Here is a 13,510-nt window from a genome sequence, read left to right on the forward strand (position 1 = left end):
TTTAGTTTCATGCTTTAACTTTAAAATAGAATTTATCGATTTAAATAGAACTTTTCTGCATATGCGAAGGCTAAAACACTTTTAATAAAATGAATTAGAAGTAAGAAAAAAATAAAATTTTTATATCCAAAATACATCGAAATTACAACAATCAAAACCCAAATTGAAAATGACAAAATATTAATGATATTATAGGTTTTAAATTTATTGTTAATTAAATAAAATGGTTGGATTACCCAGTTTAAAGCATTAAATATCATTAATAAAATAACGTAGGGTATAGTAGAAATAATTGAATTAGTTTTATCGTTAAAATTAAAATCTATTTTAATCAGAACCAAATAAAAAAGATAAACTGTAAATGCTATTATTAAATAAATGAACAGAGTTTTTAATTTTATTTTTTTTGAAATCTTATAATTTTTAATTGATAATTCCTTTTTTATCAAGGGCGCATATATTGAATTTATCCCAATACTCAAAAGTAAAAATACATTGAAAAGGTTTAAAATATATCCCACTTTTAAAAGCTCGTCTTGGGGTGAATATAGTTTAGAAAAATTCAATATTCCCCAACCAGATAACCATCCAAGAGCACTTACCGAAAACAAATTGAAAACTGCTTTCAAATCATTTTTACTTAGAAATTTGATTCCAAAATTAAACCCTAAAAGATTAAGTCTTCTTAAAATAAGAATAATTATTACTAATCCTATTGCTTTTCCTAGAAAAAACGCAAGCACTATATCTTTTAAAAAAATTGTAAATAATATAATAGTTAGAAAGGAAATTAAAAAAAAAGCTTGAACCTTAAGAGCATTTTCATGCTGTTCAATCATTTTATAATAATTAGTTAAAAAAAACAAATAAGAATTTATTAACATGCTCGAAAACAGACTAAAAAAAACAATAAGGTTTTGAGTTTGAAAATAATTTGAAATCTGCTCTTCAAAAATAAAGGAAATAAAAAAGAAAAAAAGAACAACTAATATTGAATTTGTTGTCATTTTATTTGCCATCAATTTATAGTCAGTTATTTCTTTCGAATAAATTAAAGTGGAGTGATTTAAAGGTAATAATAAACTTAAAATTTGCTCAAGGGAAAGTAAAAGTAATATTGTAATATATCGGTCGGAATAGGCACTAATAGCAAAATATAAAAGCAGTAAATAATTTAACCCTTTTGATGCTCCTGAAACCAAGATGTACTTTATCGAAATTAAAACATTTCTGTTAACTCTTAACATTTTTTAAGATTTCATTAATAATTCTATCAACACTATTCCCATCAACTACTCCAATAGAATTATAAAGATAATTTTTAACCAAATCCTTATTCACTTCAATATTAAAAATACTAGTTTCAAAGTACTCTTTATGTGAAAAGTACTCTACTACATCTTCTGGATATTGCCTTACCAATCCCTTTGATAATCCCCATCTTGGAGATTTTACTTTTTTATTAAGGATTAAAGCGTAAACAATAACGGAAGAGAAATGGCTTAAGACAAACAAAGAGTGAAAAAGATAATTTTTGAAGTCAATGTCTTTAAAATATTTAATATTTTGCTCCTCAAAAAAAGATTCATAACCACTAATGTTTCTTCTTGGGTGTAATTTAACCACGAGTTCTAAAGAGTTCTTCTTTATTATTTCATTAATTTCCATCATGAAAGTCATCCACTTTTCCATATCCCAGTTATGGGTAAATGAAAGCCCATCATCTATATAAGCCACATAATTACTGGCTTTAATCTTTAAATCTTCTAAAAATAATTTTCTATTTATTATGGGAGTATTAGAAAAAACATCCAACTCAGGGTTCCCTACAACAACAACTTTATCTCTAGGAAAACCAAACTCTTCGGTCATCAATTCATAGTCAGACTGATAATAAACAAATGATTTGGTTACATCAAGATCTGGACAATATTTAGGCAATGTTGTAAACTCAAGTGGATGTTTGATAATATTTTTTAAAAAAGTAACTATTGATATTGGATTTTTTCTTCCTAAAATATAGTTGTAAATCGAAAAAAGATTTTTCTTGTTAATTTTTGATAATAATTTTTTTTCTCCCAAAACAGATTTAACTTTGTTCACACTTTCTAAGGCTATTAATTTTCCATGAGCCAAATAAAAAATACTAATATTTAAATCTTTACAAATTTTAACGATTGCCCTGTCCAAAATGAATGATAAATTTAAAATTATAATAACTGAAGGCTTTTCTATCGAAATGATCTTTTTTAACCTAAATGTTTTGTAATACATTATATCTCGAACTTTTAGACCACAAACTTCAATTTCTGGTTGGATATCTCTGTTTGTTAAGGAAGAGGTATGAAGCATTAAGGTAGAAAACCCATTTTTTTTAAACTCTGAATCTAATCTTAAAAAATTGCGATAGCCCTTGTCCCAATTATCAAAATAAAGTACTTTACCCATGTTTTTTAGCTTTTTGTTTTGAAGGAAAAATTTAACTAACAATAAAATGAATGTGACAAAAAATATTCTTTTTTTAAGATAATTTCAGCTCTCTAATCCAAATAAGTTTATTTTTTTGATAAACTCCAATGAGTTGGAGTTAGTAATAAAAAGAAAATTGTGAATTTAAATATTTATTCGGTTTGATTCTGTAATAAGGAAAAAAGATAAGAATCCCAATATTTGCCTTTTTCAAAACAGTTTTGACGTAAAACCCCATCCTTTTTAAAGTTAAATTTTTCAGTGAAAAATTTAATTTTTTGATTATCAAACTCATAGAGTTCCATCCATACTTTATTCAAATTCAAGTTATTAAAACCATAATCTATTAATAATTTTGTAGCCTCCTCGGCTTTGCCGTCATTACCAATATAAAGTTGATCTTTACCGATATAAAAGGAAAAATCAGCAGAGCGAATTATCCAGTTAATATATAATAATCCTGCTGCCCCAATGGGCTCATTGTTCTTTAAGTCCACAATTGTAAACATAAAGTTAATATGTTTAGTTTGCTGTAGACTCTCAAACCATTTCTCTTGGTCTGCTAAAGATAACTCCCTTACCTCTCTAAAGTTTTTTCTGAATTCTTCTATATTTCTCCAATCCCTGAATAATATTAGATCTTCTTTTTCAACGGCTCTTAGCCCAATGTTATTTCCTTTAATCATAATTACACCTTTATTTAAATTTATCTGGAGTTAAATGGTCTCCAGATTCAACATCAGTTTTTAATGAGTTCCCGACAACTTTATTTATTTCATAGGGTTTAAAACCTCCTTCAGAAATAGGTCTTAGCACAATAATATCTTCTTTTTTGACTATGTCCCCTTTTTTAAGATCTTTGTTGACTCTTAAACACCTTTGTTGAACCACTTTTGACAATTCTTCATTTGGTTCTACTCGTTTTATACCGTCTCCTAAAGCAGCAATTAACTCATAAGACCTATCCACCATTTCTCTCCAACTTTGAGGATTCATAGCAAAGGCATGGTCTGGCCCCTCCTGATCGTTGTTGTCTGTAAAATGCTTTTCGATAACTCTTGCCCCCAAAGCTATACTTCCAAGTGTTGTAGCATGTCCGGATGTGTGATCAGAAAGGCCTAAAACAACATTAGGATATTTGTTTTTATATGCCTTCAAAACATTCAAATTACAGTATTTGAAATTCTCTTGACTCCCGGTATAATTTGTATTGCACTGCATCAAAACAATGTCATTTGATTTACTCAAAGCTAGATCCATCACCCTTTCTACGTCTGACATTTCCGAGGCTCCAGTTGCTATTAAAGTTGGCTTTTTCTTATCCAAAATGTATTCAATAATTTCAAGCCAAGTAATATCCCCTGATCCAATTTTGTATAAATCAACATAAGGATCTACCAAATCAACCGACTCAAAATCGTATGGACTTGTAAAGTAATCAATCCCTACTTTATCACATTCTTTTTTTAGTATTTCGGTCCATTTTTTATTAATACTAGCATCCTCATAAACTTCAAACACACTTTTTTTCCATTTTGATTGATGTGAAAGTTTCCCCTGCATAGCATCAAATCCTTTTTTACTAACAATTTTATTAGCCTGAAAGTTTTGAAATTTGGCAGCATCTGCACCCGAAGCCTTAGCTAAGTGTATTAATTCAATTGCTTTATCTATGGAACCATTGTGGTTTGCTCCTATATCAGCTATAAAGTAAAGAGAATTCTCATTAATAGTTTTTCTTCCTAGTTTAATACTTTTCATTGTAGTGTAGTTTAATTTCTTGAATTGTTTTCTTTAGGTCTGGGAGTTTTTTGCCCGCTATTTTTTCATACAGGCTGCAATTCAACGTTTGGTCTGTACTACGCTTAGCCCTACCCAAAAATTCTAAGATTTTTCCTTTTTTTACGCTTTCTGTAGGCAGATCTAGTTCGTTCAATAATTTCATTCCAAAATCATATTTTGTACAAAATTCGCTGCCAGAAACATGAAATGTTTTTCTATTAAATAAGCCTTGGTTTTTAGCAATATATTCTAATTGTTCCGCAAAATTCCATATGGAAATAGGGTTAAAAAGAACGTCTTCAAATAGTGTAATTTCATTTTTCGCTTTTGAGGAATTAATTATCCACTCAGCGAAGCCTTGTTTATTTTTATTTCGATTTAAACCAACGATTGTCGTTCTAACAATCGTGTAATTAATATCAGAATAATTTAAAAAGAACTCCCCTAGTTCTTTAGATTTACCATATACACTTTCTGGTTTAACCGTATTGTCTTCAGTTGCTTTATGCATGCTATTTGAGAAAACAGCATCAGTAGATATGTAAATAACATGTGTCCTTTTGGAAACTGTCTCAGCGATTTTTTTTAACGACAATCCATTTATTTTTAAAGCCTCCTCTGGGTTTTTATCACAATAATTTCCATTAGTTAATGCAGCACAGTGAATAACAATGTCTGGTTTTGCCCAATCAATAAGTTCGAAAAAGTTTGAGTTACCTAAATCAAATTTAAAGTAGTTTTTTATATGTTCGAGAGAGTTTGAACTTGATCCGGTTGCAAAAACTTCATAATTATTTTGAAAAGTTTCTACTAAGGTGGCTCCTAACATTCCCGTAGCCCCAGTTATCAGTACTCTCTTTTTCATTTTAAATTGCGTTTTTTTCAAGTAGTAATTTATACTTAAATTCTGCTATTTCCCAATCTTCAATATTATCAATATCCTGAACTTCCATTTCTTTAATCTCGAAAGCCCCCGTATTTTCAGTCCATAAACTTTTAGCCTCCAACAATTTATCAATTTTAAAACAATAAAACTGACCTGCATCATGATAAGAATTACTTAAATCTTGTGATCTTGCAACTATGTTTTCAGGCGAGACCATACTCATTTTATTCGATTCATCGAGTTTTAAAGCTCTTTGGATCGGATAACTGTATTTTACAACAGGGAAAACACAGTCAAAATTTGAGACGTCTAGATAGTTGAAAAACTTTATTAATTTAGCCGGCGTTGTGAATGGGGCTGTAGGATAAATGCAACATCCCTGGTTAAAACAAATATTTTGCTTAGAATAACTACTAAGTACCTCCTCCAGAACATCAAAAGTAGTAGCATAATCATTTGAGCTTTTGACACTTCTTAAAAAAGGCACTTTTGCTCCAAGGTTTTTTGCTACATCTGCTATTTCTGGATCATCAGTTGAAACCATTACCTCATTAAATAAGTTAGATTTTAAAGCCGCCTCGATAGAATAGGCAAGAATAGGTTTTCCACAAAAGGACTTAATATTCTTTCGAGGAATACGTTTACTTCCTCCTCTTGCTGGAATTATGGCAACTCTTCTCATCACAATTCAAAAGTAGAATCAACGTGTTTTTTTATTAGTAACCGAAGGTTTTCTACTGTCTCCCATTCTTCATTTTGTCCCGAATTATAACTAAAGCCCTGGTCTACTTTTTTAGCATTGAATGTATCTATGAATTCCTCCAAACTCCAACGATGTGTCGCCGGAATAATCGTATAGTATTTCCCCAAATCATAGGTGTAAAAGGAGTCCGATGCAGTTATCATTTCTTCATGTACTTTTTCACCCGGACGAATACCAACTATGGGTTTTTCACAATCTGGACCTATAGCTTCGGCTACGTCAGTAATTCTATAGGACGGGATTTTAGGAACGAATAATTCACCTCCCCATGCATTTTCAAGGGCATGCATGACCATATCAACGCCACCTTGAAGCGATATATTGAATCGCGTCATGTTAGGATCTGTTATAGGCAGAATTTTATCCTGTTTCTTCTTCTTGATAAAGAAGGGTATCACAGAGCCATTTGACCCCATAACATTTCCATAGCGAACAACTGAAAATCGGATGGGGTTATTACCTTTTATATTGTTAGCAGCAATAAATAATTTGTCCGAAGTAAGCTTTGTTGCTCCGTAAAGATTTATTGGTGCACAAGCTTTATCTGTAGATAGAGCTACCACTCTTTCTACATTTGTTTTTAAACAGGCATCTACTACATTTTCCGCTCCTCCTATATTTGTTTTAATACACTCATCAGGGTTGTATTCAGCAATGGGAACATGTTTCATTGCTGCCGCATGAATAATATAGTCAACTCCCTGAAAGGCTCGAATTAGTCTTTCTTTATCTCTTACATCACCTATGAAATATCTAATTTGAGGATATTTATCAATAGAGAACTCCTGAGCCATTTGAAATTGCTTTTGCTCATCTCTTGAAAAAATAATTAATCGCCTCAATTCAGGCGATTTTGTTAGTATATGTTTTGTTAAGGCCTTTCCTAAAGAACCTGTACCCCCAGTAATTAATATTGATTTTCCGCTTAAATTGAACATTTTTTCCTCTTTTAATTAAAATAATTTATTTATTTGAATTTATTTACCGATGTAAAGTTTATAGAGCTCTTTTATTCCAGAGTCTAACTCAGTTTTGAATTTCCAACCCAATCCATTAAGCTTCGATACATCAGTTAATTTACGCATAGTCCCATCCGGTTTATTCGTATTAAATACCAAATCACCTTTATACTCTACAGTATTTTTAATAATTTCAGCCAATTCCTTAATTGAAATATCAACACCGGTTCCTATGTTAATGTGTGTATTGCGGATTTCTGCTCCTTTGGAAAAAGATCCTGAAACTAGTTCAGAATGACATGAAAGTTCAGGGTGACAATCACTAAAATCTCTGTTTTCCATAATAAACACAGAGGCATCTGCCATATCCTCACTCCATAAGAATTCCCGTTTCGGTTTTCCAGAACCCCAGATCTCTACGCTATCCTCTGAAACGCCAAATTTTGATAAATAGTCCCGGGCTTCTTCGATTAAATTAACACCTAAATCTTTAATAACCTCATCGTATTTTGTCTCCGAAAGTAGTTTTGCTAAATGCATTTTTCTTATTAAGGCTGGTAAAACATGCGATTTTTCGAGATCAAAATTATCATTTGGCCCGTATAAATTGGTTGGCATCACCGACAAAAAATTAGTACCATATTGCAAATTATAACTCTCGCACATTTTAATGCCCGCAATCTTGGCAATGGCATAGGGCTCATTGGTGTATTCTAAAACATCTGTTAGCAAATACTCCTCCTTCATAGGTTGCGGGGCGTTCTTAGGGTAAATACAGGTGCTTCCCAGAAACAATAGCTTTTTAACCTTATGAACGTAGCTTTGATGAATCACATTATTTTGGATCATCATATTCTCATAAATAAAATCTGCACGGTATATATGGTTCGCCACAATACCACCCACTTTTGCAGCGGCTAAGAACACGTATTCTGGTTTTTCATTAGAAAAAAATTCGGCGACCGCTTCTTGATTCGTTAGATCAAGATCTTTGTGCGTGCGCGTAACAATGTTCTTATACCCTTTTTGATTTAGGTTTTTTAAAATGGCACTTCCTACTAAACCACGGTGCCCGGCTATATAGATCTTGGAGTCTTTTTGCATAATTTTTTAGAGATTGCTTCAGTTATTCTCACTTTGCAATAAAGCCTGTATTATTCAAAATAATTTTTAATTTGGTAACCACCATCTTTAAGATAATTTTGCTGCTCCATCAACTTAATATCACTCGTCATCATATCCTCAACTAAAGCTTGTAGATCATACTTGGGAATCCAGCCTAATTTCTCCTTAGCTTTCGTAGCGTCTCCTATGAGCAAATCGACTTCAGTCGGTCTGAAATATTTAGGATCAACTGCGATAACTTCTTTACCTATTTCTAATTGATATTTAGGATTCGAACAGGATTTAATAAATCCTTTTTCTTCGGCTCCTGTTCCTTTAAATTCTAATTCCATCCCTACATGTGCAAAACACATCTTTACAAAATCCCTAACCGGTGTTGTTTTCCCTGTTGCAATCACCCAGTCTTCAGGTTCATCAGCCTGTAAGATCATCCACATCATGCGAATATAGTCTTTAGCATGGCCCCAATCGCGTTGCGCATCTAAGTTGCCCAAGAAAATTTTATCCTGTAAGCCCAAAGCTATTTTTGACGTCGCCCTCGTAATTTTTCTGGTAACAAAGGTCTCCCCACGTATAGGAGATTCATGGTTGAATAAAATCCCATTACAGGCATAAATCCCATAGGCTTCCCGATAATTAACCGTGATCCAATAGGCATACATCTTGGCAACCGCATAAGGACTTCGCGGATAAAATGGTGTTGTTTCCGTTTGCGGCACTTCCTGAACTTTCCCATAAAGTTCGGAGGTAGACGCTTGATAAATTCTTATTTTTTTCTCCAGGCCTAACAAACGAATCGCTTCTAAAAGTCTTAATGTGCCTATACCATCAGCATTAGCTGTGTATTCGGGCATTTCAAACGACACATGGACGTGGCTCATCGCCGCTAGGTTGTAAATTTCATTCGGCTGCACTTCCTGAATAATACGGGTTAAGTTCGTGCTATCCGTTAGATCACCATAATGCAAAAAGAAATTTTGGTCTTCTACATGGGGGTCCTGATATAAATGATCTATTCGATCCGTATTGAACAAGGAGGACCGTCTTTTAATACCATGTACCTCATAACCTTTTTTTAAAAGAAACTCACTTAAATAGGCGCCGTCCTGCCCGGTAACTCCTGTGATCAGTGCAACTTTTTTATTCATTTCTGTTTGTGTTTGTTATTAGAATACCGTGTTAAGGTCACTTTGCAAAAGTAATATAATTGCTAAGTTCAACAAGGTTTGTGTTACTTTTATTACTTCATTGCCTTATTTATGTGCTTTCGCCAAAATGGCACTTCAATTTTTAAAATATTCTTAATTTTTGAAGTGTCTAATACACTAAATTTTGGTCTTTTAGCTGCAGTTGGATAGGATTCTGTTTTTATGGGCTTCACCTCAATCTCTTTTTTACCTTGCTCAAAAATAGCTGTAGCAAAATCATACCAGCTTATTTCGCCTTCATTAGAAAAATGGTAAACACCATAATCATTGGAGCCTCTGAGTATGATTCTGATAATTACCTCAGCCAGATCACCAGCATAGGTGGGAGAACCTATTTGGTCGGAAACTACGCTAATTTCATCTTTGGTTTTAGCTAATCGCAGCATGGTTTTTACAAAGTTATTTCCGTGTTCTGAATATAACCAGGAGGTTCGAATAATAAAATGTTCTTTTAAATTGTTTTGAATCGCTAGTTCCCCTTCTAGTTTTGTTTTTCCATAAACACTCAAGGGGTTTGGGGCATCTGTTTCTTTATATGGCCTGTTACTCGTGCCATCAAAAACAAAGTCTGTCGAAATGTGGACTAAAACAACAAGATTGGCTTCACAAGCCATAGCGAGATTTTTGGCTCCGGTTACATTTATGTTGAAGGCTGCTTCTTTTTCCGTTTCAGCCTTATCTACTGCTGTATAGGCCGCGCAATTGACACAATAATCCAAATTGTTTGTTTTGAAAAATTGTTGAACCTGACCAAGATCCGTAATATCTAAATCCAAGTAATCCGAGAAAATAAACCTTAAATCAGGGTATTTTTCCTGAAGGTCTTTGATGCACAGCCCTAATTGGCCATTAGCTCCGGTGACCAGGATGTTTTTGGTTTTAATTGAAGGGTTTTGAGGCATTTTGTTTTTTTTAATTAATCGTTTTTTAAAAAGATTCTTCCTCCGCTGCGCTCCGTCTGAATGACATGTGGTTTCAATTTAAAAGATTACTTCGTCGTTCCTCCTCGTAATGACGGTATGGGGAGATTCTTCTGGCGGGCAAGGCCCTCCGTCTGAATGACATAGGTTTTCAAATCAAGAGATTACCACCTCGTTTCACTCCTCGTAATGACGGTATGGGGAGATTCTTCCTCCGCTACGCTCCGTCTGAATGACAGTATTCTTTGAACGTTGGTAATTGCATATCTTTTTCAGAGATGATTATGTCTTCTTCGAGTAATTTCCAGTCGATATTAAGATCCTTATCATTATAAATAATGCCGCTTTCAGAGGCCTTATTATAGTAATTATCACATTTATAGGAAAAAATAGCCGTGTCACTTAACACGATGAAACCATGGGCAAAGCCACGTGGGACAAACAACTGTTTTTTATTCGTTTCAGAGAGTTCTACAGTAACATTTTGGCCAAAAGTTGCTGAGTTTTTCCTTAGGTCTAGGGCAATATCCAAAACGCGGCCTTTAATGACACGCAGTAATTTTGCCTGAGCATATTTTCCTTTTTGAAAGTGTAAGCCCCGTAACACGCCTTTAGTAGAATATGACTCGTTATCCTGCACAAAATCAACCTCAAGGCCTGTTGCATCATTAAAGTCCTGTTGATTGTAACTTTCAAAAAAATAACCGCGTTTATCCTCAAAAATTTGCGGTTCAATTATGAAACAGCCTTTTAATTTGGTTTCTTTTACAATCATTTATTTTGCTTTAATACACCCAAAAGATTTTTCCCGTAACCACTTTTCATCAAAGGTTTCGCTAGAGCTTTAAATTGTTTTTCGTTTATATAGCCCATCTCATAAGCAGCCACCTCAATAGCGCCTATTTTGAGCCCTTGTCGCTCTTCAATAACTTCAACGAACTGCGCTGCTTGCATCAAGGACTGGAAGGTTCCCGTATCTAACCAGGCTGTGCCACGATCTAAAACACTCACATTCAATTTCCCTTGGTCCAAATATACCTTATTGATATCCGTGATTTCCAACTCGCCACGCGGGCTTGGTTTAATGTTTTCTGCAATTTCCACCACGCTATTATCATAAAAATAAATACCTGGAACGGCATAATTAGACTTCGGTTTTTTAGGCTTTTCCTCAATGGAAATTGCTTGTCCTGCGGTGTTAAATTCAACCACACCATAACGTTCCGGATCATGGACCCGATACGCGTAAATAATGCCGCCATCAGGATTATTGTTTGCTTGCAGAAGTTTCGCCAAACCAGATCCATAAAAGATATTATCTCCAAGGATCAAAGCTACTTTATCAGCTCCAATAAATTCTTTGCCAATTATAAAAGCTTCTGCCAAACCATTGGGAGCCTCTTGCACTGCATATTCAAAACGACAGCCATATTTCTTTCCATCACCTAACAAAGCTTTAAACAACGGCAGATCCTTAGGCGTGGAAATAATCAGGATTTCGTTGATCCCGGCATACATCAAAGTCGATAAGGGATAATAGATCATCGGCTTATCATAAATGGGCATGAGTTGTTTGCTTACCGTTAGGGTAAGTGGGTGTAGTCTTGTTCCTGAGCCACCGGCTAATATGATTCCTTTCATTTCTTAATTGTTATACGGTTATATGGTTATAACGACTTAAAAGTTGATGTCAATTACCACGATATAACCTCTTAACTTTATAACCTTTTAAACTTCGTTATTGGTACACGGTTATAAAGTTATATGGTTTCTATTTAATTTTAAATTCATAACCTTGGAACTTTACAACCTTTTTCAAATCAACTTATACTTTTTATCAATTTTGAAAGCATATTTCTTATGAAATAAATACTCTGATTTATCATTTCTGTATCCTTGATGTATCCAAGTCGTAAAGAAATTTCTAATTGTGTTTCCAGTTCTGAAAGCGAACCGAAGGCTATAAATAGAAACCTTGAAAACTCTTTATTTCCATTCCGACCAGCACCTTCTGCTATATTACTCGATATGGATACTGCTGATCTTCTAATTTGTGAAGTCAATCCGTATAGTTCGTCTTTAGGAAAATCTTGAGTCAACTCATAAACTTTAGTAACCAAATCCATAGCCTCCTGCCAAACTCTCAAATCTTGATGTGACTTTACTTTTTCCATTTTTATAGTTATAAAGTTATATGGTTAAACGGTTATATGGTTATAGCGTTTCATTTCAATTCTAACTTTATCATCTAGTAACTGTGTAACCTTGTAACTCTTTAACTCTGTAACTCTGTAACTGTGTAACTGTATCACCTTGTAACTTCATAACTCCATAACCTCTTAACCTCGTAACCTTACAAATACTGCTTCTTATAATACTCCTGATACGCACCACTAGTCACATGCTCCAGCCATTCTGTATTCTCCAAATACCAGTCGATGGTTTTAGACAAACCTTCTTCAAAGGTCACCGAAGGCTCCCAACCTAATTCCTTTTTAATTTTTGAGGCATCGATAGCGTAGCGGAGATCATGGCCAGGACGGTCTTTCACATACGTGATTAACTTTTCCGAACTTCCTTTGGGTCTGGCTAATTTCTCATCCATTTGTTGGCACAATAAGGTCACCAGATCGATATTTTTCCATTCATTGAAACCTCCAATATTATAAGTGTCTTTGGTTTTTCCTTTATGAAACACTAGATCGATAGCTCTGGCATGATCGATTACATAGAGCCAATCCCGGGTATAATTACCATCACCATAAACAGGCAATGGTTTGTTATTAATGATGTTATTAATAAATAAGGGGATCAATTTTTCAGGAAACTGATTAGGTCCGTAATTGTTAGAACAATTAGAGATCACATAGGGCAAACCATAAGTTTCACCATAAGCGCGGACAAAATGGTCGGAACTGGCCTTTGAGGCCGAATAGGGTGAGTTTGGATCGTAAGCTGTAGTTTCAGTAAACAGACCTGTTTCACCCAGAGTCCCATACACCTCATCAGTACTCACATGGTAGAACAATTTATCCTTAAGATCATCGTTCCAGAATTCCCTAGCCGCATTCAATAAGTTCAGAGTGCCCAAAATATTGGTTCTGGCGAAGGCCAAGGGATCTTTTATAGACCGGTCTACATGCGATTCGGCAGCCAAATGAATCACGGCATCAAACTGATGTTTTTTAAACAGAGCGTTTATAAAACCCTGATCAATAATGTCCCCAAGAATAAAGCTGTAGTTCAGTTCTCCTTCAACATCCTTTAGGTTTTCCAGATTACCGGCATAGGTTAAGGCATCCAAATTAAAAATTTGGTGTTGTTGATATTTGCTAACAAACAGGCTTATCAGATGTGAACCGATAAACCCCGCGCCGCCTGTTATCAAAATTTTCATG

General features: G+C 34.0%; 14 protein-coding genes. All 14 read right to left on the bottom strand.

The window, feature by feature from the left end; all coding sequences use genetic code 11:
- Window positions 1-32 precede the first annotated feature (32 nt).
- Complete coding sequence (locus V8G61_RS13610) at window positions 33-1,247, bottom strand: hypothetical protein (protein WP_394876417.1); 1,215 nt, start codon at window positions 1,245-1,247, stop codon at window positions 33-35.
- Window positions 1,234-2,448 carry a hypothetical protein gene (locus tag V8G61_RS13615; protein WP_394876418.1) on the bottom strand — a complete coding sequence of 405 codons (1,215 nt, stop codon included), beginning with the start codon at window positions 2,446-2,448 and terminating at the stop codon, window positions 1,234-1,236. Before V8G61_RS13615 ends, V8G61_RS13610 begins: the two co-directional genes overlap by 14 nt.
- A gap of 173 nt (window positions 2,449-2,621) precedes the next feature.
- Window positions 2,622-3,155, bottom strand: a complete 534-nt coding sequence (locus V8G61_RS13620; protein WP_394876420.1) for a GNAT family N-acetyltransferase — start codon at window positions 3,153-3,155, stop codon at window positions 2,622-2,624.
- A gap of 10 nt (window positions 3,156-3,165) precedes the next feature.
- Window positions 3,166-4,230: an N-acetylneuraminate synthase family protein gene (locus V8G61_RS13625; RefSeq protein ID WP_394876421.1), complete on the bottom strand. Its 1,065-nt coding sequence runs from the start codon at window positions 4,228-4,230 to the stop codon at window positions 3,166-3,168.
- A complete protein-coding gene (locus V8G61_RS13630) occupies window positions 4,217-5,116 on the bottom strand; it encodes a dTDP-4-dehydrorhamnose reductase family protein (protein WP_394876422.1) in 900 nt (299 codons plus the stop codon). The genes V8G61_RS13625 and V8G61_RS13630 overlap by 14 nt, the downstream gene beginning before the upstream one ends.
- A 1-nt stretch (window position 5,117) precedes the next feature.
- Entirely contained in the window at window positions 5,118-5,819 is a 702-nt protein-coding gene (gene pseF, locus V8G61_RS13635; protein WP_394876607.1) for a pseudaminic acid cytidylyltransferase, read from the bottom strand.
- Window positions 5,819-6,838, bottom strand: a complete 1,020-nt coding sequence (gene pseB, locus V8G61_RS13640; protein WP_394876423.1) for a UDP-N-acetylglucosamine 4,6-dehydratase (inverting) — start codon at window positions 6,836-6,838, stop codon at window positions 5,819-5,821. Before pseB ends, pseF begins: the two co-directional genes overlap by 1 nt.
- Window positions 6,839-6,877: 39 nt before the next feature.
- Window positions 6,878-7,963 (bottom strand): GDP-L-fucose synthase family protein, encoded by a 1,086-nt coding sequence (locus V8G61_RS13645; RefSeq protein ID WP_394876424.1) that lies wholly within the window; start codon window positions 7,961-7,963, stop codon window positions 6,878-6,880.
- Window positions 7,964-8,013: 50 nt separating this feature from the next.
- On the bottom strand, window positions 8,014-9,132 hold the full coding sequence (gene gmd, locus V8G61_RS13650) for a GDP-mannose 4,6-dehydratase (protein WP_394876425.1): 1,119 nt from the start codon (window positions 9,130-9,132) through the stop codon (window positions 8,014-8,016).
- Window positions 9,133-9,224: 92 nt separating this feature from the next.
- Window positions 9,225-10,094, bottom strand: a complete 870-nt coding sequence (gene rfbD, locus V8G61_RS13655) for a dTDP-4-dehydrorhamnose reductase (protein ID WP_394876426.1) — start codon at window positions 10,092-10,094, stop codon at window positions 9,225-9,227.
- Between the two features lie 235 nt (window positions 10,095-10,329).
- On the bottom strand, window positions 10,330-10,887 hold the full coding sequence (gene rfbC / locus V8G61_RS13660; protein WP_394876427.1) for a dTDP-4-dehydrorhamnose 3,5-epimerase: 558 nt from the start codon (window positions 10,885-10,887) through the stop codon (window positions 10,330-10,332).
- Window positions 10,884-11,753, bottom strand: coding sequence for a glucose-1-phosphate thymidylyltransferase RfbA (rfbA, locus tag V8G61_RS13665; RefSeq protein WP_394876428.1), 870 nt, complete (start codon window positions 11,751-11,753; stop codon window positions 10,884-10,886). The genes rfbC and rfbA overlap by 4 nt, the downstream gene beginning before the upstream one ends.
- 179 nt (window positions 11,754-11,932) lie before the next feature.
- Window positions 11,933-12,286, bottom strand: a complete 354-nt coding sequence (locus tag V8G61_RS13670) for a four helix bundle protein (protein ID WP_394876429.1) — start codon at window positions 12,284-12,286, stop codon at window positions 11,933-11,935.
- Between the two features lie 179 nt (window positions 12,287-12,465).
- Entirely contained in the window at window positions 12,466-13,509 is a 1,044-nt protein-coding gene (gene rfbB, locus V8G61_RS13675) for a dTDP-glucose 4,6-dehydratase (RefSeq protein ID WP_394876431.1), read from the bottom strand.
- Window position 13,510: the final 1 nt, after the last annotated feature.

This window comes from Gaetbulibacter sp. M240 (assembly GCF_043876815.1).
Taxonomy (GTDB): domain Bacteria; phylum Bacteroidota; class Bacteroidia; order Flavobacteriales; family Flavobacteriaceae; genus Gaetbulibacter_A.